The organism is Bradyrhizobium sp. 191, from assembly GCF_023100985.1.
GTDB lineage: Bacteria > Pseudomonadota > Alphaproteobacteria > Rhizobiales > Xanthobacteraceae > Bradyrhizobium > Bradyrhizobium diversitatis.
Genome location: NZ_CP064692.1, coordinates 1,214,915 through 1,240,346 on the forward strand (window position 1 = coordinate 1,214,915; position 25,432 = coordinate 1,240,346).

Genomic DNA, 25,432 nt, shown 5'->3' on the forward strand with positions numbered 1-25,432 from the left:
GCTCACCGCTCCGCCCCAACCAATTCCCGGAGCTCTTCGACGTCGAATTCCTGTTCGATCAGCCTGATCGACACGACCCGCGCAAACGATGCCAGATCGGGATGAGCGAATAGATCCGAGACCGCGATCGATATGCCGATCTCCTGCGAGACGCGGCTGAGCACCCGCACTGCGAGCAAGGAATGCCCGCCAAGCTCGAAGAAGTGATCGTTACGTCCGATCCGGTCGACATCGAGCAACTCCGCCCAGATCCTGGCCAGTGCGAACTCGATCTCATCCTCGGGCTCTTCATAGGGGTGGCGCGTCAGTGCATCCTCGCCCGCCGCGGGCAGCGCCCGTCGATCGATCTTCCCATTCGGGGTGAGCGGCAGTTGCTCCAGCACCGTGACCGTCGACGGCACCATGTAATCCGGCAGAATGGCGGACAATGCATCACGTAAATCGCGACCATCGAGCGTGGGGTCACCGCTGGCATAGGCAAACAACTGGCGTCCGGTCCTGCCCTCGCCGGCCACCACGGCCGCCGCACGCACGCCGCGCTGCTCGAGCAGGCGCGCCTCGATTTCCCCGAGCTCGATGCGGAAGCCGCGGATCTTCACCTGCTGGTCGGCACGGCCGACATATTCGATCACGCCATCGTCGCGCCAGCGCGCGAGATCGCCGGTGCGATAGAGGCGCATGCCGCTACCCCCGAACGGATCGGGGACGAACCGCTCTGCGGTCAATGCACCCCGGTTCAGATAGCCACGAGCCAGGCCCGCCCCGCCGATGAACAGCTCGCCGGCTACGCCAACGGGAACGATGTTGAGATCGGAATCGAGGATGTGCGCCGATCTCACGCCGACTGGCCGTCCGATCGGTGCGGGCTGACCAGGCTTCAACGTCGTGTCGTCGACGATCCATGCGGTCGGGGCGATCACTGTCTCGGTCGGACCATAGGCGTTGACCAGAAGGTCGACATCGGCAGCACCACGCAAGGCCTTGATCCCGATATCCGACCAGGCCTCGCCGCCAACGATACAGGCCCTGATCGCGAGCTTTCGCCCCTCCTGCCGCAACGCCGCGCTCAATTGATCCGCATAGGCCGGCGGAAGAAAGATCGAGGTCACCGCATGGCGCGCGAGCTCGCCGACGAGGCCGTCGACCAAGAGGCCGGGCTTCGAGGGCAGGACCAGCGACCCACCCGTCATCAGCGGCACCAGCCAGCGCTCATGGGCGATATCGAAACTGATCGACGCCGTCTGGAACTCGCGGTCGCGGGAGGTCATCCGGTACAGCCGGCCGATTGCTTCGCAATGCATCGCAAGCGGTCCGCGCGCGACAGCTACCCCTTTCGGCATTCCGGTCGATCCCGAGGTGTAGATGACATAGGCCAGGCTCTCGGGATGGACTTCGATGTCGAGATTGCCGCTGTCGCTGTCAATGGATGGCAATGGCTCATCAATGCAGAGCGCTTCGACTCCGGCTTCGCGCAGCACCGGCGCGAGGGGCTCTAGCAGCATGCCTTGCGTCAGAACCAACGTCGTGCCGCTGTCACGCAACATGTAGGCAAGCCGGTCGGACGGATAATCCGGATCGAGCGGCAAGTAAGCGCCGCCGGCCTTCAGAATCGCGAGCAGCGCAACAATCATGTCCGGGCTTCGGGTCAGCGCAATGCCGACCAGCCGATCCGGACCGACGTTCCAGAGGCGAAGCCGCCGCGCAAGCGCGTTGGCACGCCCGTTCAGCTCGCCATAGGCGATGCGCTGGTCGCCCCAGACGATGGCCACCGCGGACGGCGCTTGCGCGGCCTGCACTTCGATATGCGTCACGACGTCGGCACAGGAAGGTACCGAGGTCAGCTGCGCTGCGCCGCTCCAATCGAGAATTCGTCGAGCGTCTTCATCAGACGCCGATCGGAGGTCACCGAGCACGCGCTCCGCGTTCGCCACGATCCGCACCAGCAGATCTTGCAGAATGTCGCGAAGACGCAGGATATCCGCCTCGTCGAATTGCCGCGCGTCATAATTGAACTCGATATTCAGCCTGTCGCCTACGGCAAACACCGCCACCGCCAGCGCATAGTTCGTCGGCGTCACATGCGCCACACGACCAATCCGAGGGCCGCCCTCGCCGCCCCGCAGCAGTCCCTGGTCGATCGGATAATTCTCAAACACCAGAATGCTGTCGAACAGCGGCTGGCCGGCATGGCCGGCGAGACGCTGAACCTCGTAGAGCGGCGTCCAGCCGTGCTCGCGCAGCGCCAGGTTCTGTTCCTGCAAGGTGCGCAGCCAATCGCCGACGATCGCCTCTGGGTTCGGCGCGTCGACGATGGGCAGCGTGTTGATGAAGAGGCCCACCATCTCCTCCGAGCCGGGCAATTCGGTTGGACGACCCGAGATGGTCACACCGAAGCAGACGGCGGACTGCCCCGAATGTCTGCGCAGCAACTGTGCCCACGCGCCCTGTATGAGCGTATTGAGCGTCACCCGTTCGTGTTTCGCGAACGACTTCAGCCGTTCGGTCAGCGCCGCATCCACGGCAAGGCCGATGCTGGCGTGGCCTTCGGCGCGGGAGGTCTTGGTGGCCACCAGCGTACTCGCGAGCAGCGTCGGCGTTGCGAGCCCCGCCAGCACCTCGCGCCAGAATCTCTCGGAGCTTTCGTGATCGCGGCTCCTTTGCCATGCAATGTAGTCACGATAGCTGCCCTGCACGGCCGGCAGCGGTTCACCGCTCGCCTGCTGCAACACCTCCGCAACCAGCCGGGCCGAGCTCCAACCGTCGACGAAGATGTGATGATGGGTCCAGATCAGCCAGTGACGGTTCTCGTCGAGCCGTATCAGGCGAATGCGCTGGAGCGGCGGCTGCAGAATGTCAAAGCCCTTCTCCCGGTCGTGTCGGGATATCTCGGCGAGCGCTGCATCCAGCTCCGCAGGTGGGCTGTCGCGGCAGTCCTCCTCGACGAACGGTACGGTCACATGGCGATGCACCACCTGTTGCGACGCGCCTGACAGGTTCTGCCAGACAAACCCGGTCCGCAAGGCGGCATGCCGGTCGCTGATCGCCTGCCACGCAGCCCGCAGCTTGCCGGCATCGACACCGAACAGCTCGATGCCGAGCTGGTTCACATAGGAGTCGTTGGCATCGTCACGCAGCGTATGGAACAACATGCCCTGCTGCATCGGCGAGAGCGGATAGATGTCCTCGACATCGCGAAGGTTCAAGGTCGTGGCTAGCCGATCGAGGTCGGCCTGTGCGAGTCCGGACAATGGAACGTCCGATGGCGTGAGGCCGACCGCTCCGTTGCAGCAGTGCGCGATCAGTTCGCGCAACGCATCTTGATAATGCGCCGCCAGTCGCTCGATCCTGTCGTGCCGGTAGCGCTTGCGTCCGTAGCTGAAAGACACTTCAAGCCGGCCCTCGCGCACGAGGGCATTGATGTTCAGCCATCCGCGCATGGGCGCCGCGGTGCTGCGCGAAGGACCCGCGCTCTCGGGTGCAAAGGAGAAGCGATGTGCGGCGCCAACGCTCGCGTCAAACCGGCCCAGGTAATTGAAGACGATCTGCGGCTCCGCCAGTTGCGCGAGGGCATGACGTTGCTGCTCGGAACCGAGATATCGCAGCACGCCATGACCGAGCCCGCGATTTGGAATCGCGCGCAGCCTCTCCTTCACCTCCTTGATCAGTGACGCCTCGTCGAGGCCGGCATCTCTCAGCCGCACCGGAAATGCCGTCGTAAACCAGCCGACGGTACGGGATATATCCGCGCCAGGAAAAATATCCTCGCGGCCGTGGCCCTCGAGCTCTACCACCACCTCGTCGTGCTGGCTCCAGCGCGACACCGCTCGCGCGAGACCGGCCAGCAACAGGTCGTTGACCTGGGTCCGATAGGCGGCGGGCGCCTGTTCGAGCAGCCGCGCCGTCAACTCGGCATCGAACACCAATGACACTTCGTCGCCGTCACCGACGCGATCGATGCCGCCATGGTCGTCGTCACATGGCAAGTGCGCACCGGCACCGCAATCAAGCCAATAGGGCAGTTCGGCCGCGAGCTCCGCGGTCGCCGCATAGGCACGCAGCCGCTCGCTCCACGAGCCGTAAGACTCGCTCTTCGGGGGCAGCGTGACGGGACCGCCATGCTGCAGCTGGTCATAGGCCGACGCGAGGTCTTCGAGCAGGATGCGCCAGGACACGCCGTCGACGACGAGATGATGAATCGCAAGCAGCAGTCGTTGACTGCCGTCCGCGAGGTTCATGCCGACCGCGCGCAGCAGCGATCCCGAAGACGGTGAGAGGCTCTCCTGCGCGGCGCGGGCGAGCCCGGCGATCTCCGTCGGGCCGCCGACGTGCGGGTGAATCCACAATAGTTCGGTGGACGCCGGCGGCGGCCCCTGCTCCCCCCGCCAGACGCCATCCACCTGCCTGAACCGCAGACGCAGCGCATCGTGATGCTCTACGATGGCAGTGAGCGCACGCCGCAGCACGTCCCAATCGATCTGCATGTGTGGCAGCAGCAGAACCGCCTGATTCCAGTGATCCCGGTTGCCGATATCCTCGTCGAAGAAACGCATCTGGATCGGCATCAGATGACGCATGCCGGGATCGGCATTGCCGCCGGCAGACGTCTTCGCATCCGGCTTCTCTTTCTTCGCGCTCGTCCCCGTCGATATGACGGCGACGGTCGCCAATCCGGCAATCGTCTGCTGGCTGAAAATCTGCTTCGGCGTCAGCCGGATGCCGCGCTTGCGCAGGCGGGCGATGATCTGCAGGCTGAGGATGGAATCGCCACCGAGCTCGAAGAAATTGTCATTGCGGCCCACACGCTCACGACCTAGCACCTCGCACCATACCTCCGCGATCGCGACTTCAATATCTCCCGCGGGTGCGGCATGGCCGGCGTACACCCCGTCGTCCGCCGGTTCGGGCAAGGCGCGACGATCGACCTTTCCATTGGGCGTCAGCGGCAATCGCGCCAGCATGACGACGTGTGACGGCACCATATAGTCCGGCACGATCGCAAGAAGCTGTTGCTTGATCGTATCTGCCCGCGGACTGGCATCGCGCGATGGTACACAATAGGCAACCAGCTCCTTGCGATCGGCATTCGCCCCGATCGCGCGCGGAAGCACCACCGCATCATCGATGCCCGGCAGTGTCCTGATGACGCGCCCTATCTCTCCAAGCTCGATACGATAGCCACGCAACTTGATCTGATCATCGGTGCGGCCCAGGAATATCAGCCGGCCCGCGCCATCGCAGCGGACACGGTCCCCGGTTCGATAGAGGCGCTCGCCTCCTGCCCCGAACGGATCCGGGACGAAACGTTCCGCAGTCAGTCCGGCCGCGCCGCGATAGCCGCGCGCCAAGCCGGCGCCGCCGATATAGAGTTCGCCGGTAACGCCGATCGGTACTTCGTTCAGCGCGTCATCCAGGACATGGGCGCTCAGATTGGCAAGAGGCAGACCGATCGGAACCGCGTTGCTCTCGCGCTCGGCCGCGCATTCATGCGTTATCGCACCGACGGTCGTTTCCGTAGGCCCGTAGTGATTGAGAATCCGGCATTCCGGACGCAAGCGACGGACTTCGTCCAGCAGCGCCCGGTCGCAAGACTCTCCGCCCAGAATGAGCGCCTCGCGGGGCAGAAGATCGGCCGACCGCGAGGCCTTCAACAGCCCTCGCAGATGGCTCGGCACGATCTTGAGAATGTCGACCTCGCCTTCGCGCATCGCTTGCGCGAACGCATCCGCGTCGATCACGGCGTCTGGAGACAGCAGATGCAGCGTCCCGCCGGACGCCAGCGCGCCGAACAGGACGGTATGGCCGAGATCGGCCGCCACCGTCGACACCATCGCCATGTTCGCTGACGGACGCGGCTTCAGGCGTAGCAGCAGGGCCTGAACGTAATTGGCCAAGGCGCCATGCGAGATGCTGACGCCCTTCGGCGCGCCGGTCGATCCCGATGTATAGATGACATAGGCGGTCTGCTCCGGACGAATGATCGTGTCGACCGGCAGGCTCGGGACCTCCCCGCGCGCGGCTTCGGCTTCTGCATCGAGCACCAGGCAATCGAGCCCACGCGCATCCTCGAGTCTCTCACCCGCCGCCAGCAAGATGTCGATGCCACCGTCCGCCAGGATGCGGCGGACGCGCTCCATCGGCCATTTCGGGTCCAACGGGACGTAAGCGCAGCCGGCCTTGAGCACACCGAGCAAGGCGACGACAAAAGCCGGCGAGCGCTCGATCCACAGCGCGACCAGCGTCTCCCGCGCCAAGCCCCTGGCGCTGAGCACCTGCGCGATACGGTTCGACCTGCGCTCGAGTTCCGCAAAGCTCAATCGCTCCCGGCCGCATCGGATGGCCGTGGCGGTTGATCGATCTGCGGTCGCCGCACGGTGAAGGCTGAGGACATCGGTGAAGCCGAATGCGGCGGTCTCACTTGGAACGGCCTGCCGGTGCCCATCGTCAATGGCAAAGTCCGATATCCGCCGCCCGGCATTGTCGGCAATCTGGCGTAGGTTCGAGCCGAACTGCGCCGCCAGCCGCCCGATGGTCGGACGATCGAACAGATCGGTGGCGTAGTTAAACATCACCTTCATGCCGCCGGCGCTATCGATGACGTCGAGCGCGAGATCGAAATGCGAACCCGCGAGATCGGCGATGTCGATTTCGGCAGTGAGCCCTTCGATGCCGGCAAACCCGCCCGGCGCAGTCATGTAGTTGAACTTTGCCTGGAACAGCGGATTGTTGCTCCCGCTGCGTTCCGGCCTGAGCGCTTCAACGAGCATTTCGAAAGGAAGGTCCTGGTGCGACAGTGCCTCGACCACCGATTCCCTGACCTGCTGCAGCAGGCTCGGGAAGCTCGCGTCGCCCGCAATCTCAGCCCGCAGCACCAGCGTATTGACGAAACATCCGATCAAGCCATCGAGCTGCCTGTGCCGGCGTCCTGCGATCGGCACACCGACGCGCAGATCACTCTGTCCAGTGTAGCGATGGAGCAGTACCTGATATGCGCCGAGCAGTAGCATGAAGACGCTGACGCGCTGCTTGACAGCGATCCCCCGGAGGCGGGATGCAAGCGCGTCGTCGATGATAAGACCGATCGTCTCGCCGGCATGGCTCTGGACGGCCGGGCGCGGCCGATCATGCGGTAACGCCAGGGCGGGATGAACATCGCCGAGCTTCGCGCGCCAATACGCGAGCTGCCGCTCGGCCTCGCCTGCCGAGAGCCAGTTTCGCTGCCAAGCCGCAAAGTCGGCGTATTGAATCGCCGGAATCGGCGGCGCGCCACCGCCCTGACCAATACCGCTGCGATAGAGCGCGGCCAGTTCGTCGAGCAGCACGTCGAGCGACCTGCCATCGACGATGATATGATGGGCGAGCAACAGCAGCTCGTGCGCATCGTCCGCGAGCCGAAGCAACACCGCGCGCAACAGCGGACCGTTCACGAGATCGAACGGCTTGGCGAGCTCCGATCGCTTGAGGTTCTCCGCGCGCTCGGCGCGTTCCCCTACAGAATGGGAACGAAGATCCTCGTCCCGAATGCCGATGCTCATGACATCGTGGATGAGCTGCGTTCCGCGGCCGTCGCTGGCTCTGAACGTGGTGCGCAATATCTCGTGACGGCGGACGATCTCGCCGAGCGCGCGCGACAGGACGGCATGATCGAGCCGCCCCTTCAGACGGATTGTACTTGCCACGGTGTAGGCGGTCCCGGCCGGGTCCATGTTCCAGAGGAACCAGAGCCGCTCCTGCGCGTGCGACAGCATCGCACGATCGGCCGCGGCGGCCCACGGGATCGGCGGCAGCGTCCGGCCGGCACCAGCACCCACCAGGGCATCGATCCGGCCGGCGAAGGCCGCGAGCGTCGGCGCGTCGAAGAAGGTGCGCAGCTCGACCTCCACGCTTAGGCGGTCGCGGATCGCCGCGGCAACCTGGCCGGCTGCGATCGAATTTCCGCCAAGCACGAAGAAATCGTCCTCGCGATGCACTGCCGCGACGCCAAGCGCATCGCACCAGATCGAGGCGACGGCGCGTTCGGTATCGGTCGTGGGCTTCGTCAAGGATGCGCCGCCGCGGCGACGCCCCCTTTCGAACACCATGAAGCTGTCGAGCGTATTGTCGGCGAGGCGTGCGGCGCAGGCCGAGCGTTGCAGCTTGCCGCTCGTGGTCAGCGGCATCGCTTGCGGGTTCAGCAGAGCGACCACGGCCGGATATTCCTGCGCCTGCCGGAGGACCGCTTCGCCGATCGCGTGTGCGAGCGCTTCCGGATCGCTGAGCCTGAGCACGGCGCGGCTGAACTCCGCCGCCACGCCGATGGCTTCACGCCCGTCCATTTCGACCGGAAAGACGGCAACCCGCCCGCTGCGGACAGTCTCGACATCGGCTTCGATCGCCTGCTCGACGTCCGTCGGATAGACGTTCTGTCCGCGAACGATCAGCAGGTCCTTGAGGCGCCCGGCCACGACCAGCGCGCCATCGCGAATGAAGCCGATGTCGCCGGTCCGCAGCCAGCGCGCGTCGTCACGCTCGACGAAGGCCTGGTGGGTGGCCTCGGGATTATTCCAGTAACCGAGCGCTACGCTGGGACCCGCGACCCAGATCTCACCCACCTCGTTCGCCTCGGCCACGGCCGATCCGTCAACACGCATGATGCGTGTGTCGTGGCCTGCGGCGGTTCGACCGCACGCCACGAGATCGGTGCCTGTGCCGGCGCTTGCGATACGACCTGCGGCGAGCTCCGCGGTGTCGAGCGTATAGCTAATGGTGTCAGCGGTGATGTCGCCGGCCGTGACCAGCAGCGTCGCTTCGGCGAGGCCATAGCAAGCGGTCAACGCCCGTCGATTGAAGCCAGCCCGCGCGAACCGGTCACCGAACTTCTCGAGGGTGGTCCGGCGGACAAACTCCGACCCCGAGAACGCGAATCTCCACCGGCTTAGGTCCAGCCGACTGATGGTCTCATCCGAGATGCGGTCGGCGCAGAGCGAGTACGCGAAGTCGGGACCGCCACTCAACGTGCCGCCGTGACGATCGATCGCCTCGAGCCAACGGCGCGGCCGCTCCAGGAAGTTCCGCGGTGACATCAGGACGCCGGTAAACCCGGTGAACAGTGGGTTCAGGAGCCCGCCGATCAATCCCATATCGTGATAAAGGGGCAGCCAGCTCACAAAAACGTCGCCCGGCGCGCCACCGGCAACCGCTTCAATGGCTCGCTCGTTGGCAACCAGATTGCCATGGGAGACACAAACCCCCTTTGGCCGTGAGGTCGACCCCGACGTATACTGGAGGAACGCGATCGCATCGGCCGCGGGCCTTGTCTCGCGCCAGTCCGCTGCGAGTTCGGAGGGGATGGTATCCACCCTGACGATGTGCACGTCGCCCAATGCGGGCAGCGTTGCTTCGATGAGATCATGCACGGCCGTCTCGCCCAATATGAAGCGCGGCGCCGCATCCCGCAGGATGCCATCGAGACGTCCTGCATAGCGCTGCGGGCCACCCTCCGGCGGATAGGCCGGAACGGCGATCACGCCCGCATACAGGCAGGCATAGAACGCCACGGCATAGTTGATCCCGCTCGGAAGCAGGATGACCGCCCGCTCGCCTGCACCACCCATCTGCTGCAACCACGCCGCAAGCGCCCTGATCCGACCATCGAGCGCGGCAAACGTCAGCTCATCGGCGACGTCGTCGCCTTCCAGGAACCGCAACGCCACCTTCTCCGGTCGCAGGGTGGCGTGCTCCCGCAAGCGTTCGACGAGGTTGGCTCTGTCCATGTTCTCGAATCCCTGTCCGGCCGCGAGCCGGAAATCACCACCGACGATTGCCGCCGATCACCCCTGCCGATGGGCCTCGGCCATGGCGACAATCACCTTGCGTGGTCCCTTGAATGGCGCACGCGCATGCGCGGTGAGCATGTTGTCAAGCATCACGACGTCGCCGGCTTGCCAGGGAAAGCTGATCTTGTGCTTCTCGAGAACGGCCCGGACCGATGACAGCGTCTCATCGTCGATGGCCGAACCATCGCCGTAGAAGACGTTGCGTGGCAGATCGGCTTCGTCATCGACCACATCGAGCAGACTCTCGCGGACCTCAGGCTCGAGATTGGAGACGTGGAACAAATGTGCCTGGTTGAACCAGACCCATTCACCCGTAACGGGATGCTGCGCCGTCCCCTGACAGATCTGGCGCGTACGGAGCTCGCCATCCTCCTTCCATTCGCATTCTATGTCGTGGCGAGCGCAGTAAGCCTCCACCTCCGATCTGGAGTCCGTGCCGAACACCTGTTGCCAACCGACATCGAGGCCGTTGCCGTAGTTCCGCACATACATCACGCCCTTGTCGGCAAACCGTTCGCGAATGGCTGGCGGCATGTCTCGATAGATGGCTCGGCTGTCGGCGATCGGCGTCTCCCCGCCCTCCAGCGCCGGTTGCATGCAATAGAACCAGATCTTCATCGGCCAATCGCGGGTATAGGCCTGCTCGTTGTGCAGCGGAATATGCTGGTGCGGCGGGTATTCCGTGGAGGTGTAGACCCCGGAGGTCACCTGCGAACGCGGCGTCGATCCGAACTCGTATGTGAGCAGCGGGTGACCAAAATCGGCCGCGAACGCCTGAAACGCATCGGGGCCATCGAGTGAGAAATCGCGGAACACAATGCCGCCAGTTTCGATCAGGTGCATGTCGATCGTCTCGCGCAGCATGGGAAGTGCTTTGCCGAGCGGCTGCCCGGCCTCACCGGCCTTGAGCAGCAGAGGAAGCGTTCTGCCCTCAATGAGTGGCTGGACGGAGAACGTGCTCATGATCCTCGCTCCGATGCAGATCAATCGATCGCCCCGATCGCCGGGCCAGCGCCGCACCGATCCGCTCGATCAACTCGGCCTGCTGCGTGTGAATGAAGAAGTGATGGCCGGGCAGCACATCGAGCGTGAATGACGCGGAGGTCTCCCGCCGCCAGGTCTCGAGCGCTTCGCGGTCGGTCTCGTCGTCCGCTCCGGCAAAGACGTGCACGGGGCACGGCAAGGCACGACGCGGTCGATAGACATAGGCCCCGCACATCAGGAAATCGGCGCGGAGCACCGGCAACGCAGATCGCATCAGCTCTGCGTTCGACAGCGCCTCATCGGGCGTGCCCTGCAGATTGCGCAGCTCCTGCATCAGCGCATCGTCGCTCAGCGGCTCGCGCCACCTGCTGCCGTCCCGAACCGCAGGCGCTTCCGCACCCGAGGCGAAGAGAACGGCCGGCGCCGCCGCGCCGCGATCGAGCAGGCCGTGCGCGAGCTCGAATGCGATCACGGCACCGAGGCTGTGCCCGAACAACGCGTAAGGCCCGTCGAGCTGGCCGCCGAGCTCGCTAGCGAGCTTCGCGGCCAATACATGCGGATCGGTAGCCAAAGGTTCATCCATGCGCGCGCCGCGCCCGGGCCACTCCACCGGCCTCACGTCGATCCACGATGGCAGCAGCCTGCGCCACCGCGCGTAGAACATGGCGCTGCCGCCGGAATAAGGCAGACAAAGAAGCCGCATCGGAAGACCAGGCTCCGCCGACTACGCCGACCGTTGAGGCGTTGCGTCGTCCATGAACTTGCGCAGGCTGAGCGGGCGCATGTCGGTCCACACCTGCTCAATGTGGTCGAGGCATTCCTTTTTGCTGCCGGTCTTCCCCACCGCCTTCCAGCCCGCCGGAATCGTCTTGAACGTCGGCCAGATGGAGTATTGCTCTTCGTGATTGATGACGACGGTGAAGGTGACGTCGTCTCTGTCGAACACCATCATGGCGCGATCCCCTTTCAGCAAGCGAAAGTAGAGACGTTTGACTAGGTCAGAAGCAGACGATGGTCAAAACAATATCGACGCGACTTTTTTTAAGACCTCAAAACTGGCGACGCACGGACACAATGCAACCTCCGCGCTTGCGCGCCAACGCGCGGGAAAATACCGAGATTTCAGGACACGTCGCAGTTTGCTGCAATTCTAACTGGACAAGCAGGAACTTTTCGGATGCGGCATGATCGCGCGTTCTGTCGCGGGCGATCCTTCATCGCATTGTCATCAATTGCGCTGGTTGTGTCGAAACAATGCCGCCGCGGATCGTCCGCGGCGGCATGAATTCCGACTCCAAGACAGCAATTCAGAAATTGAACGTGGTAGACACCAGATAGGTCCGAGGCGCACCAAGCGTGATAACCCCGCTATATGCCGAGGCCCAGTAGGCCTTGTTGCCGACGTTCTCGATATTGGCGCGCACGACGATCGGCTTTCCGTTCCAGGGGGACGTAAAGGTGTAGCGCGCCCCGATGTCGACACGCGTCCATTCGGGCAACGTCAGCGTATTCGTGACGTTGACGTATTGCGAGCCCGTATAGATTACCCTGCCCGTGAGCGTAAGACCCCGCACGAACGGTGTATCCCATTCCGCGCCCATATTGACGTTGACCACGGGCACGCCGACCGCACTCTTTCCGTCGTTGATTCCGCCCTGCGTTTTCTCCTGCACACCATCAATCAGGGCGACGCCGCCGAGAACACGGATGTCGGGAGTGATCTCGCCGAACACGTTGAGCTCCGCACCCCGATTGCGCTGCCTTCCGTTGAGTTGCTGGGTCGCGGTAACGCCCGCCCCCACCGAAATGATGCTCGGTTGACTGATGTCGAATACGCTCAACGTCGTCGTGAATCGACCTGCGTCGATCTTCATGCCCACCTCAGCCTGCTTCGTCTGCGCCGGCGGAAACACGGTTCCAACGTTTGTAAAGGCGCCGCTGACCACAACGGGGGTCTGCAGGCCTTCGATGTAGTTCGCATAGAGCGCGACGTTTTCCACCGGCTTGACGAGAACGGCGTATGCGGGACTCCAGACGGAGGTGTCTTGTTCCGGCCGGCTCGATGCTGGTGTTAGGAAGTTCGTCACTTCGGTTCCGGCCGTCTGACGGCGAACGCCAAGCGTAAGCTGAACGCGCTTGTCGAGGATCGACATCGTGTCGGACACGCCAACGCTTGACAGGGAAACACCCGTCGTCTGGTTGGCAGAAACCGCCGAGAAGTTGGGTTTCGCTATGTTTGTCGGCTCAGTATACAGGTTCCAGAAAATCAGATCCGCAAGAGCATTGTTCGAGCGCGTCAAGATTTTCTGATTGTATGTCCGATCGTTGACTGAGTAGTTGACATTCACTGCATGGTTAACGGGACCCGTATTCACCGTGGCCCGAACACCAGCCTCACCCGCGAGCGTCTCGAACGTTTCCTTGCCACTAAAGGGCCGCGACCACAAACCTCCCAACTGGGAGACGCCAGGCGGAGACGTCAAGGCACCCGCCGCGGCGTTGGAGATGTTGGGCGATGGATAGGCGTAGTTAATGTTGCTGTCGTGATAGCCGAACGCCCCATACGCGGTTAACCAATCGGTGACATCCACTTCGCCTCTGGCGGTCGTGAAAAAGTCGGTCGGGGCATAGTAGGCCCACGGGACCTGGAAGTTCAGCCCGGCCTTCGGTGGTGAAGGAATGGACGTCGTCGTGGTCGGGACATTGAAGAAGCGCAGCGGCGGATTCAGATTGTCGGCTTGGTAGCCGACATCGACTGCCGCGCGCACACGCTCCCCCCGATAATCTACGCCCAGAACCACGTTACCGAACTCGTCGGTTTGACGATTCCAGGGCGTGCTGCCGTTCGAGTAGGTGCTGTTGAGCCGAACACCCCACTCCTTGTGTTCACCGTAGCGACGGCTGACATCGATGTTTTCACCAAACTGCGATCTTGAAACGTAGGTTGCCGTGAGCTGCGTAATGTCGACGTCGGGCGCATGCTTGGTAATCAGATTGACGCTGCCGCCGACCGCACCGCCGCTCGCGACACCGGTGCCGCCGGCCGTCATGCCGTTGAGCAGCGCGCTCGGCCCCTTCAGCACCTCGACGCGCTCAACGAAATTAGCTCCCGTGGAATAATATGGAGCGATTCCGTACAGACCATTCAGCCCATAGTCGCCGCTGTCATAGTAGAAGCCGCGAATGAAGAGACTATCCGCACCACCGCCCGCCGCTTGAATGACCCTGACGGAGGGATCGTTGGCGAGAACGTCACGGATCGTACGTGCCTGCTGGTTCTGTATCAGCTCTGCCGTGTAGCTTGTCTGATTGAACGGCGTGTTCATCACACCGCGATTGCCGAGAAGACCGAGACTGCCGCCGGTCGCGACCTGGCCGCCTGCATAGGCCGGCGGGACGGTGCCGATCGTGCCGGTCGACGGTACGACATAGGGAACGGGCGCGGCCTGGCGCGGAGCCGCCGCGGCGACGGATCTCTGTCCCCGCGATGCACGCGTCGACTGGGATCTTTGAACCGACTGTCGTGCTCTCGGCTTGGGTGCATCGACGGTCACCGGCGGCAGGTTCGTTTGCGCAAACGCTTGCTGAAGGTCACCCGACGATTCCAGCGACAGCGCGAGATAGCTCACCGCTCCAAGCGAGAGCGTACGCACAATTTTCCTGGCCGAGAGTTCACGCGTCATTCCTGCACCCCAATTCCACTACAGGTCCCCGCGCTTCCTAACATACGCGGGTGCTCCGAGAAGGGATGGAGAACTAGAAGTTATCTAAGGTTGCACGACAAGCCGTCGCGATTGGACGATCGTTGCCGACCTCGAATGACGCCGCTCAATCTTTGAATGTTTCTATTTTCAAACCGTTCTAATCTTGGTCCGCATGCAGCATCTCGGCGAGACTCCGTTGCTCCGTCTCGGATTTCCGACCGTTCCGAGCAGGTTGCGTATCGCCCGTTCCCAGAAAGACCTTTGCCGCCTTGGATCGCGCATCAAGACACTCGAAGTCCTCAGACCCGCGCAGTGGAGGGCCATGCGCAGGATGTCGCACCTCTTTCCAACTCTTGTGCGCTTCCAAGATGGGCAAGCGGTACGGACATCATTTGCGCAATGATCGAACACGTCGCCATAGGCGATGTCCACTTTCACCCCTGATCGGAAACCACATCCCGAATCAAGGCTTCTGCTTCCAGATGGGCTCGCTCCATCATCGCGTCGGTCGCTGTTCTCAGCGTCGCTCACAGCTCGCCGCGCTCCGGTGCGATACTGACGCCGGCTCTTCAAGCCTCGCATCGTGACCTGCATCTGTCTCGGTGATGGACAAGTTCTCAGAACGAATTCCGTCAATCCATTCCGAGAGCGTTTCGCGGTAGATTAGTCTGATCTTCTCAAACGCTTGACGGATATATCTTAGGTCCAGGGCGGCGAGACGGATCGAGAGCCCAGCCTGTGCCGGGGACGCGCTCACTGCGCCATAGAGCCCTTTGATTCGCTCTAGCGCTGCTGCCAACTTCCCTTGCAGCTTTCCCAGATCATGTGCAGGGGGCAGCACAATGAATGCCGATCCGAAGGCCCCGTAGCCATGAAAGAGGCTTCGGTCTGGGCGAGATAGACGCGTCCGCTCCATCAGCAGCGGCTCGCCACCCGATCTTCGCAGGCAGAACGTCGACTCCAGCTCGCGGAAGTAGCGCGCTCCGCCACAGGGGTCGTGCATCGTGAATGCATCGACGATCAGCGCATAGGCGTCGGGCGCGCAGTCAAGCTCGATCGTCTGCGACAATGCCGCCTCGGGAAACAGGATGCGAGGCTCCGGCAGGTATTCGAGACTGGCCTTGCTCGCGACATCAAGCTCCACCGTCTCGACAGCGCGCGCGGCGGGGTCGGCGCGATGAACCGACGTCGCGCCCTGAGTGGTCAGGCAAACGGCCGTCCCGGGACCTAGCACGAGGCGTTGGGCAAGGCAGTCCTCTCCGTGAATCGCCCCGCTTGCCGTCTGCACAATCACACTGAGCCGATCCGGCCGGTCCGGATCGACGTGAAAGCTGCGCGTCAACACGAATGGCCAAGCGAAGTTCCGTCGGTCGATCACAGTACGGTTGGCACGCCGAACGAAGCTAAGGTCGAGCCGCGCTGCGTCGCTCGCCGTTGCATTGTTCATGTCTTGAACAACACTTCGCGCTCGAGGAGACCGACGATCGATTCGATACCGTCACCGCGGCGACAATTGGTGAGCAGTACCGGGCGATCTCCTCGGACGTTCAATGCGTCTCGATGCATGCACTCCAAATTTACGCCAACGTGAGGCGCAAGATCGACCTTGTTGATGACGAGAAGATCGGCGCGAATGACACCCGGACCGCGCTTGCGCGGAATATCGTCGCCTCCGGCGACATCGATCACGAACATCCAAAAGTCCGTCAGATCGCGCGAGAACGTCGAGGCGAGATTGTCACCACCACTTTCGAGCAGGATCAGCTCGACTCCCGGGAAACGGCGTTCGAGCTCATCCGCGGCTTCAATGTTGAGTGTGGGATCCTCGCGAATGACGGTGTGCGGACACGCGCCCGCCTCGACCGCCGACACCCGTGCCGGATCGATCAGCCCGGAACGCCTGATCCGCTCGGCGTCCTCGGCCGTGACGAGATCGTTGGTGATGACGGCGATATCGATGCCCCGCGCCGTGAGTGCCGGAATCAGGCATTCCACCAATGCAGTCTTGCCTGAACCGACCGGTCCTCCGATTCCAACCCGTGCGGCCGCGATCCGTGGCTGCGCCAATCCATTGTTGAGCGAGAGCCGGCTCATCGGAGCATATACCGTCTTGCCAACGGCACCTTCGTCGCCGGCGGGCACATCAGAAGCTTTCCGTCAGCCCGAACCTCGAACGTTTGCGGGTCGACCTCGACATGCGGTGTCGCGGTGTTGCGCAACATGTCTGCCTTCCGCAACTTCCGTACATTCTTGATCTGGACGGGGGCGCGCTCAAGGCCGAGCTTGCGGGTCACATCGGCATCCATGGCGAGCTTCGACATGAAGTTGACGCCCAGCCTTTGCGGTGCGGCACCGAGCGCCCCCCACATCCGCTTCTGGATCATCGGTTCCGACAGACCGAGGCTACCGTTGCCGTCGCCCATGGCTGCCCAGACGACAAAACCGTTCTTGATCACCATATAGGGCTTGATGCCGAAGGAAGCGCGGGGCCAGAGAACGAGATCGGCCATCTTGCCGGGCTCGATCGAGCCGACGAGGTGATCGATGCCCACCGCAATGGCGGGATTGATGGTCAGCTTGGCAATGTAGCGCTTGATGCGCTCATTGTCCGCACGTGCCGTCCTTTCCTCGGGCAGGCGGCCGATCCGGTCCTTCATGACGCTCGCGAGCTGCCAGCACTTCGCGACGTTCTCGGCCAGGCGCCCCATGCCTTGCGTATCCGTGCCGAATATCGAGATCGCCCCCATGTCGTGCAGAAAGTCTTCCGCCGCCATCGACTGGGCGCGCACCCGCGCCTCGCCGAACGTCACGTCCTCGGGCGCATTGTAATTGAGCTGATGACAGATCATCGTCATCGGCACGCCCTCTTCCATGCCGTAGGACGTGTAAGGATTGGTCGGATTGGTCGACGAGGGAATAACGTTGTCCCACGACACGACCTTGAGCAGGTCCGGGGCGTGCCCGCCGCCGGCGCCCTCCACGTGATACATATGGATGGTGCGCCCCTCGACGGCCGCCATCGTATCCTCGCAAAAACCGTATTCGTTGATCGAGTCGGTGTGGAGGTGAACCGCGAAATCATTGCGATCTGCCGCAATGAGGCTCTGGTCAATCACCGCGGGGGCGGCGCCGAAATCCTCGTGAATCTTCACGGACATGCCGCCGGCCGCAACCGCTTCCTCGATCGCCTCGGGGTTGGACCCCGCACGTCCGAACAAGGCAAAATTGAGCGGGGAGAATTCGATCGCCTGCAGGAAGCGCGCGAAGGTCGAAGCGGCCCCGCTGCCGACGTCAAAAACCGGTCCTGATCCGTTCCCGACCAGGGTGGTCGTCCCGCCGGAAAGCGCATGGTCGGATTGCTCGGGCGAGATCAGGTGCGCGTGCGACTCAATGGCGCCGGCGGTGACGATGAAAGGACCGCCAGCAATCGGCGCCGTCGTGTGACCCACGACCATGTCGGGATGCACGTCAGGCATCACGTCGGGATTGCCGGCCTTGCCGATGCCAACGATGCGCCCGTCACGGATGCCGATGTCGGCCTTCACGATGCCGGCAACTGCGTCGACGATGGTGGCGTTTTTGATGACAACGTCAAGGGCCTTGTGCGAGGCAGTCCTGTAGGCGTTGACGCCTTCACCATCGCGCAGGTTCTTTCCCGCACCAACCAGCAGTTCGTGCCCGTAGGTGGTGTAGTCGTGCTCGATCTCGGCGAGCAGACTGGTGTCGGCCAGTCGCACGAGGTCGCCCTTGGTGGGCCCGTAGAGTTCGCCGTAGGCCCTGCGTGACAGTGTGGCCATGGTCAGGCTCCCAGATAGCCGCGGGCGCGAGCCCGCTGAAGCGCAACATCCCTCGCCGACGGCGCATCCAACGAACCGTTGACGAGCCCCGCCTGCCCATGCACGACGCGATCACCCGAGATCGGGACCAGCCGCACGGACTTGGTGACCCCCGGCTCGAAACGGATACCGGCCCCTGCGGGGCGGTCGACTTTCCTGCCCCAGGCCGCCGCGCGATCGAAGAGCAAGGCGCGATTGACCTCGAAGAAATGGGTGTGGCTGCGAACCTGAACGTCACGGTCGCCGGTATTCGTGACATCGATGGTGATCGCAGCCAAGGTTGCGAAGCTCTCAATGTCTCCGTCACCCGGGATGATCTCACCGGGCACGATATCGTCCACGACCGATGTGTCACTGGGACCGACCGGTTCGAAAAGCGCCATCACCTTGGTCCCTTCCGCGAACATGCATTCGATATAGAGCATCGGAATCATCTGCCCGACGCCAGGCTCGACATCGTCCCATGTCAACAATCGGCCTGCCATGTCGCGGATCTCTGCGTAAGGCAGGTTACGGCGCGCCGCGGTCATGACCTCGTCTGTGATGTAGGCGACCGCCTCCGGATGGCTCAGCCGGATTCCAAGCGACCGATTGCGGCGCGCCATTTGCGCGGCATTGAAGATGACGAGGCGATCCATCTCGGTCGGTGAAAGGTTCATCATGGAAGAGCATCCTCTCTCAAGTCGTGAACATGCGGACATGTCGCAGCGGTCCACGCGAAACCGCGATGTCGATGAACGGCGTAAAGCTCGCAGGCAGCGCATCGGTCGGCGGGGTTTCCTCGAGCAGTCGCGCCAGCAACATGCGTGCGGCGTCCTGGCTGCGCTGCGCCTCGATGTGGCCGATGATCCCGAGCCTTACGGCTGCGCTGACAAGGCCGGTCACGAGCGTCCAGCCCGAGACCAGTTCTGCTGCCTCCAGGCTGAGCCCCGCGTCCCGGCCGACGACGGCCTGCACAACGGCCAGATGGCCTAGCCTCGTGTCCGACGCCACCAGGCCACGGTAGGCGACCGATAGCGGTCCATCGAGCTTGAACCATACCCCGAGTAGCGCCCTGCCCGCGCGGCGCGACCCTTCCCGCATTTCGGCCGAAGGCGTTGCCGCCTCGGCCAGGCGATCCACGCGCGCAATGACCACACAATCCTCTGCCCGAAATGCCTGGCGCAGCAAAACACGGTCCATGCTTGCCCAGCGCCGCTCGAGCTGGTCCGCGATGATCCGATCGAGTTCGCTGCGATTGGCAAGCATGCCGTCCGCAGCAAGGCCTTCCAGCCCCCAGGAGAATGCAAAGCCGCCGGCCGGGTAAGCACTGTCCCCGAGCTGCAACAAGGCCAGCGTCTGCAATCTGTCAAACAGCATCGCTCTCCACGATCTCGCCCGCGTCGAGCAGCGGCCTGATCCGTGCCCGATAAGCGTCGAGCGGCCCATCCAGCAGGACAACAAGGAGATCGCCCTCGAAACGGACCCGCCAATGCAGATTTCCGGCATTCCAGCCGAGCTTCAGCGCGGCAGCCTGGTTGACGGGTTTCAATCGCCAGCATTCCTGCTCACCGAAGCGGACGATGATGGCGCGATCATGTGCGAGAAACAGCAATGCCCCGTCGACCAGGTCCTCGTCCCGGTCCAGGCTGACGGCGCAATCGGTTCCGCGATCGGTCGTCAAGCGAAAGCGCTTGCGGCCGACATCGGACGGCGGCACGAACAGGAGTTCGATCCCGCCATGATGTTCGACGTGATGGAGACGGCCTGCATAGGCCGCGTCGTCGGATCGTCCGATGATGCCGTGAAGCCGTAACGTCACGATACCCTCCCGCGAACTGCAAATGGACCCGGCTCAGCGCATCGTTGCCGACACCTCCCTTGAGGTCACCAAAGTGACCTCGCCATCCAGGATGGGCTTGGCAATTCCGAAGAAGGTCGCGACGACCGCCGAGCTGTTGTGGCGATCCATCGCGGCCTTGTCGGCAAATCGCTCATACGTCGTGAACACACACGGGTCCTCCTCGCTCTGCGAGATGAAGAATCCGATCGTATCAGGCTCGTTGGCCGCGACATTTTCGGCGACGGCCATCAACGCGTCACGCATCGTGGTCTCATGCCCGGACTTTGCCCTGATGACGGCGGTGATGGTGATCATCAGAATTTCTTCCAATCACCGTCGGCTTCGAAGGCGCTCGCCGCCTGGTAGATGGTCGCCTCGTTATAGTCCTTGGCGATCAGCATCAGGCCGACCGGAAGGCCGTCCGACAGGCCGCAGGGAATGGTCATCGCGGGATGGCCGGTTACGTCGAACGGACTGGTCGTGGCCGTCATTTCAAAGGCACGCTGGACAATCTCGGCGAGCGGCGCATCCTTGGCCGGGATCGGCGTGGCGACACAGGGCAAGGTCGGCATCAGCAGCAGATCGTAAGAGCCGAATACCGCATCATAGGCCGCCTTGGCAGCGATCGCGATGTTGCGTGACTTGGCATAGTAACGACCGCGATAGTGGCTGACGCCCCACTGCCCGACCAGCATTGTGAGCTTGAGCGTTTCCGACAGGTCGTCGGCACGGCTACGCCAACCCGAATGGGCGTCGAGCAGGCCCACGTCATAGAGGCCCTTCCAGTTGAAGCCCATGCCGTTGCCGATCATCATCTGGACCAGGAATCCTTCCAGCGTGATCGGGTTCCAGGCCGCGAGTGCATGAAGATGTTCAGGAATCGAAACTTCCGACACGCTGGCGCCGAGCTTCGCGAACCGCTCTGCGCCGGCCTTCACCTTGGACGCAACGCCTTCCTGCATGTTCGCAACGGCAAATCCCTCCTTGAGGATGCCGATCTTCATGCCCTTGACGCCCTTGCGGAGCATCTCGGTGTAGCTCGTGACCTTCGGCGCATATTGGCGCGGATCTAGCCCGTCGGCGCCGGCCAGCACCTCCAGCAACAGCGCGTTGTCGGCGACGTTGGCCGTCATCGGGCCGGTGTGGTCGATGGTCGATTCGATCGGCATCACGCCCGTATACGGCACGAGCCCGTGCGTCGCCTTCATGCCGTAGATGCCGCAATAGGATGCCGGGATCCGGATCGAGCCGCCTTGATCGCCGCCGATCGCCATGTCGACCTCGCCGGCTGCGACCAGCGCGGCACTTCCCGACGAGGAGCCACCGGCCGAATACCCCATCTTGAGGGGATTGTGAACCGGTGCAGGATTGGAGGTGTGGCTGCCGCCGGACAGGCAGAAATGCTCGCACACGGCCTTGCCGACGATGGTGCCGCCGGCATCGAGTATGCGGGTCACGATCGTTGCGTCGGCGGCGGGAATAAAGCCCTCGAGCGTGGTCGAGCCGTTCATCATGGGGACGCCGGCCAAGGCGACGTTGTCCTTCAGCACGATGGTACGACCCCCGAGCTTGCCGGTGGCTGCGCCCTTGACCTCGGTCTTGATCGCCCACGCGCCATACTTGTTGTCCTTCGGCATCGGCTTGGAGCCCGGCATGCGCGGATATTTGACCGGCGGCAGCGGGTTCGGCAATTCGTCGATGACGTCGTAGGCGTCGAACATCCCGCCCATGAGGGCAAGATAGCTTCCGGCTTCTTCGACGGTCATGTTCATGTGCAGGCTCGCGGCGAGCTCGGCAACGTCTTCGGCAGTCGGGCGTTTGATAGACATGAGTCATCCTTTCTTCTGAGGACAAGCCGGCAGCAAGAGAACCAGCGATCGTAACGACCGGCGCAGCCGCGCCGGAGATTGAACTTAGTTTGGATGCATCGCGCCGTCCCGAGCCAGAAGGTTCTCGCGGTCGAGCTCTCCGGTGATGCGCCCCTTCTGGATATTGAGAATCCGGTCCGACAGTGAGGTGATGAAGTCGAGGTTCTGCTCGACGACGATCAGCGACATGTTCCACTGCTTCTTCAGTGCGAGCAGCGTCTCGACGATCTCTTCGATGATCGATGGCTGGATACCCTCGGTCGGCTCGTCCAGGAGGATCAGTCGGGGCTTCGTGCAGAGACAGCGCGCCAATGCCAGCAATTGCTGTTCACCGCCCGACAGGGCCCCACCGCGTCGGTCGAGCAGTCGCACCAGGCGCGGAAAGTCCTGAAGCACCGCGTCGATGACCGATCGATCCTCCTTCGGCGCCGCCGCCAGGCCCATTCGCAGGTTCTCAAGGACGCTCAGGTCGGGAAATATCTCTCGTCCTTGCGGCACAAGCCCAATGCCAAGCCTCGACCGCTCGTGCGGCTTGAGATGGGTGATCGGCTTGCCGGCGAACGTGACGGTGCCCCCCGTCGTTGGCAAATGCCCCATCAGCGCACGCAGCGTCGTGGTCTTGCCCATGCCGTTGTGGCCGAGAATACCGAGATACTCGCCATCCTGAACCGTCATGTCGAGACCAAACAGGATTGGGATACGGCCGTAGCCCGATCGTAGATCCCGGACCTCGAGAAGCGCGCTCATGCCGCCACCTTCTTGCCGAGATAGACGTCGCGCACGCGCTGATCCGCCAAGACCTTGTCCACGGTGTCTTCGACCAACACGCGCCCCTGATGAAAGACCGTCACCTTCTTTGCGATCTGCTTGATGAACTCCATGTCGTGCTCGACGACGATGATGGCGCGGGTCTGGTTGATCTCGCGGATGATGGCGGCCGTGTGCAGTGTCTCCTCGTCGGTCATCCCGGCGGCCGGCTCATCGAGCAGGATCAATTCCGGCTCAGCCGCAAGCACCATGCCGATTTCGACCCATTGTCGTTGGCCGTGTGACAGCGTCGCCACGATGCGATCGGCATGATCCGTCAACCGGATCATCTGCAATACCGCATCGACCGCGGGCCCCTGGGCGCGCGGCGTCGCTTTCCGCCGAACGGCGAGCCAGATGTTCTCTCGCACCGAGAGGCCGTTGAAGACGTTCGGCACCTGGGTCTTGATGCCGATTCCCATGCGGGCGATCTCGTGCGACAGCTTGCCGGCGATCGGCTGACCGCGAAACGCAATCGCACCCGACGTCGGCACAAGCTGTCCAGTCAGCGTCTTGAAGAAAGTGCTCTTGCCCGCGCCATTGGGCCCGATCAGGCAGCGCAGCTCCATCTCTTCCAATGTGAAGGTGATGTCGTCATTGGCGACGACACCGCCAAAACGCATCGTGAGGTGCTCAGCCTTGAGGAGGGGTACGAGGTCCGCCATGGTCATTCGGCTCCGGCCATGTGGGACGCCGCCACCGACGGCGGTAACTGCTCGTCTGCGAGTTGCGCCTTCGGTTTCGGTGCGGGCACGAGCCGCATCAGCAGGTCGCGCGCCGTCGGCACGAGTCCCTTCGGAAGCAGCAGCACGAAGACGACAAGCACGGCGCCCAGCACGAGGTTGGAGTTCAGAGCCTGCTGCGAGCCGATATAGGCGACGATGTATTCGATGAGCACGCAGCCAACAATGGGACCCAGCAAAGTGCCCAACCCGCCCACCGTGATCCAGATGATGATCTCCGCCGACAACGAGAGGCTGAAGATGGTCGGCCCGACGAACGCGCCCCAGTTCACGTAGAGCGCACCGGCAAGGCCCGCAATCGCGCCGCTCAGAACGAAAGTGAGCAGCTTGACTTTCCGCGGGTCGTAACCGAGCAGCGAGGCACGTACCTCGTTCTCGCGCACCGCCACGATGACACGTCCAGCCGGAAGGGACAGCAGCAGCCGCAGCAGCAGGAATATCCCGAGCAAGGTCCCACCCGTCACCCACCAGGATTGTTCGGGCGACAGGATTTGGTCCGGATAGAATGGAACGTTGAAGGTCGGCACCGCCGGAATGCCATTGAAGCCGCCGAGCAATGCCTTGCCAATCCTGTACTCGTCGCCCGAGGTCGAGTTGACGCAGTTGAACAGGATCAGAGTCACGGTGAGCGTGATCACACCGAGATAGACGTCGGAGATACGGCCGAAGAAGATGAAATAGCCGAGGATCGCGGCGAACAACGCGGGAATGATAATGGCGAGCAGGATCGAGGGCGTGGAATCCTGAAAATTGATCGCTGATATCGCGTAGGCATAGCCGCCGAGGCCGAAGAAAGCCGTCTGTCCGAAGGACAGGATGCCGCCAAAGCCCCAGATGAAGGCGAGGCTGAGCGCCAGCACCGCCATTGCCGCGAACAACGTCAACTGCATCATTGCGAACAGCTCGATGACGCTCGGGATCAGCACGATCGCGATGATCGCGATGAGGACGGCAACCGCCTGGGCCACAAGGCGAAAGCGGATGGTCATTACAGATTCCCCTTGAAGAAGCGGCCGGAAATTCCCTGCGGCAGCAGGCGGATCAGCACGATCGCCGCCGTGAACACCAGGACCTCGCCATAGACCGGCGTGGTGAAGAAGGCGCCGACCTGATTGACAGCACCGAACAGGCTCGCCGCCGACATCGTCCCCGACAGAATGGCGGCGCCTCCCCCGACGACCGTCATGAAGGCCTTGGCGACGTAGGCGCCGCCCATGCCGGGCGTGATGCCCGAAACCGGAGCCAGCAGGCCTCCGGCGAGACCTGTGATGGCCGCTCCGACCGCGAACGTGCTCATGTAGACCCGCGCCGGATTGACGCCCAGCGTGGCCGCCATCGCCGGGTTCTGCATCGTTGCGCGGGCGATCAGGCCGAAGCGGGTGTAGCTCATCACGACGTAGACCACGGCCATCATGACCACCGCCATTCCGGCCAGGAACAGCGTGTAATAGCTCGACTGATACGAACCGATGGAGAAGCCGCCGAGAGGGGTCGGCACGCCCTGCTGCGTGTTGCCGTAGATCGTAGTGACGATCCCGATGATGAGAAGGCTTAACCCCCAGGTCGCGAGCATCGAATCGACGAGGCGACCGTAGAGAAAGCGAATAAGGCACCGCTCGATGACCAGACCGACGAGACCGACGAAGAGCGGAGCAACGACCAGCATCGCGATCCAGATATTCACGCCTGCATTGGCCGATATGACAGTCGCATACGCGCCGAGCATGATGAACTCGCCATGGGCTAGATTGATGATCTTCATCATGCCGAAGATGATCGCCAGTCCGAGGCACAACAGGAACAGCGACGATATCCCATTCAGGACGTCGAGCGCGACGATGAGGTAGATCGCCATT

17 protein-coding genes are annotated in these 25,432 nt (G+C 63.0%); all 17 read right to left on the reverse strand.

The window, feature by feature from the left end; all coding sequences use genetic code 11:
- Nucleotides 1-2: 2 nt before the first annotated feature.
- Nucleotides 3-9,749: a non-ribosomal peptide synthetase gene (locus IVB23_RS05745; RefSeq protein ID WP_247802900.1), complete on the reverse strand. Its 9,747-nt coding sequence runs from the start codon at nucleotides 9,747-9,749 to the stop codon at nucleotides 3-5.
- A gap of 57 nt (nucleotides 9,750-9,806) precedes the next feature.
- Complete coding sequence (locus IVB23_RS05750; protein WP_247802902.1) at nucleotides 9,807-10,775, reverse strand: TauD/TfdA family dioxygenase; 969 nt, start codon at nucleotides 10,773-10,775, stop codon at nucleotides 9,807-9,809.
- On the reverse strand, nucleotides 10,744-11,499 hold the full coding sequence (locus tag IVB23_RS05755) for an alpha/beta fold hydrolase (RefSeq protein ID WP_082822200.1): 756 nt from the start codon (nucleotides 11,497-11,499) through the stop codon (nucleotides 10,744-10,746). Before IVB23_RS05755 ends, IVB23_RS05750 begins: the two co-directional genes overlap by 32 nt.
- A 21-nt stretch (nucleotides 11,500-11,520) precedes the next feature.
- A complete protein-coding gene (locus IVB23_RS05760) occupies nucleotides 11,521-11,748 on the reverse strand; it encodes an MbtH family protein (RefSeq protein ID WP_061882183.1) in 228 nt (75 codons plus the stop codon).
- 355 nt (nucleotides 11,749-12,103) lie between these two features.
- Nucleotides 12,104-14,479 (reverse strand): TonB-dependent receptor, encoded by a 2,376-nt coding sequence (locus IVB23_RS05765; RefSeq protein ID WP_061882182.1) that lies wholly within the window; start codon nucleotides 14,477-14,479, stop codon nucleotides 12,104-12,106.
- A 538-nt stretch (nucleotides 14,480-15,017) separates the two neighbouring features.
- Complete coding sequence (locus IVB23_RS05770; RefSeq protein WP_063816706.1) at nucleotides 15,018-15,947, reverse strand: urease accessory protein UreD; 930 nt, start codon at nucleotides 15,945-15,947, stop codon at nucleotides 15,018-15,020.
- Nucleotides 15,944-16,594, reverse strand: a complete 651-nt coding sequence (gene ureG, locus IVB23_RS05775) for an urease accessory protein UreG (RefSeq protein ID WP_247804776.1) — start codon at nucleotides 16,592-16,594, stop codon at nucleotides 15,944-15,946. Before ureG ends, IVB23_RS05770 begins: the two co-directional genes overlap by 4 nt.
- Entirely contained in the window at nucleotides 16,591-18,297 is a 1,707-nt protein-coding gene (ureC, locus tag IVB23_RS05780; RefSeq protein ID WP_247802904.1) for an urease subunit alpha, read from the reverse strand. Before ureC ends, ureG begins: the two co-directional genes overlap by 4 nt.
- A gap of 2 nt (nucleotides 18,298-18,299) precedes the next feature.
- The gene (ureB, locus tag IVB23_RS05785) at nucleotides 18,300-19,052 is read right to left on the reverse strand and encodes an urease subunit beta (RefSeq protein ID WP_247802905.1); all 753 of its coding nucleotides are present in this window, start codon (nucleotides 19,050-19,052) and stop codon (nucleotides 18,300-18,302) included.
- Complete coding sequence (locus IVB23_RS05790) at nucleotides 19,015-19,695, reverse strand: urease accessory UreF family protein (RefSeq protein ID WP_247802906.1); 681 nt, start codon at nucleotides 19,693-19,695, stop codon at nucleotides 19,015-19,017. The genes ureB and IVB23_RS05790 overlap by 38 nt, the downstream gene beginning before the upstream one ends.
- Entirely contained in the window at nucleotides 19,685-20,137 is a 453-nt protein-coding gene (ureE, locus tag IVB23_RS05795) for an urease accessory protein UreE (protein WP_061882178.1), read from the reverse strand. Before ureE ends, IVB23_RS05790 begins: the two co-directional genes overlap by 11 nt.
- A 33-nt stretch (nucleotides 20,138-20,170) precedes the next feature.
- A complete protein-coding gene (locus IVB23_RS05800) occupies nucleotides 20,171-20,473 on the reverse strand; it encodes an antibiotic biosynthesis monooxygenase (protein ID WP_061882177.1) in 303 nt (100 codons plus the stop codon).
- The gene (locus IVB23_RS05805) at nucleotides 20,473-21,987 is read right to left on the reverse strand and encodes an amidase (RefSeq protein ID WP_247802907.1); all 1,515 of its coding nucleotides are present in this window, start codon (nucleotides 21,985-21,987) and stop codon (nucleotides 20,473-20,475) included. The genes IVB23_RS05800 and IVB23_RS05805 overlap by 1 nt, the downstream gene beginning before the upstream one ends.
- A gap of 84 nt (nucleotides 21,988-22,071) precedes the next feature.
- Entirely contained in the window at nucleotides 22,072-22,773 is a 702-nt protein-coding gene (locus tag IVB23_RS05810) for an ATP-binding cassette domain-containing protein (protein WP_247802908.1), read from the reverse strand.
- Entirely contained in the window at nucleotides 22,770-23,498 is a 729-nt protein-coding gene (locus IVB23_RS05815) for an ATP-binding cassette domain-containing protein (RefSeq protein ID WP_061882174.1), read from the reverse strand. The genes IVB23_RS05810 and IVB23_RS05815 overlap by 4 nt, the downstream gene beginning before the upstream one ends.
- Before the next feature lie 2 nt (nucleotides 23,499-23,500).
- Nucleotides 23,501-24,565 (reverse strand): branched-chain amino acid ABC transporter permease, encoded by a 1,065-nt coding sequence (locus IVB23_RS05820; RefSeq protein ID WP_247802909.1) that lies wholly within the window; start codon nucleotides 24,563-24,565, stop codon nucleotides 23,501-23,503.
- Nucleotides 24,565-25,431 carry a branched-chain amino acid ABC transporter permease gene (locus tag IVB23_RS05825; protein WP_247802910.1) on the reverse strand — a complete coding sequence of 289 codons (867 nt, stop codon included), beginning with the start codon at nucleotides 25,429-25,431 and terminating at the stop codon, nucleotides 24,565-24,567. The genes IVB23_RS05820 and IVB23_RS05825 overlap by 1 nt, the downstream gene beginning before the upstream one ends.
- Nucleotide 25,432 lies beyond the last annotated feature (1 nt).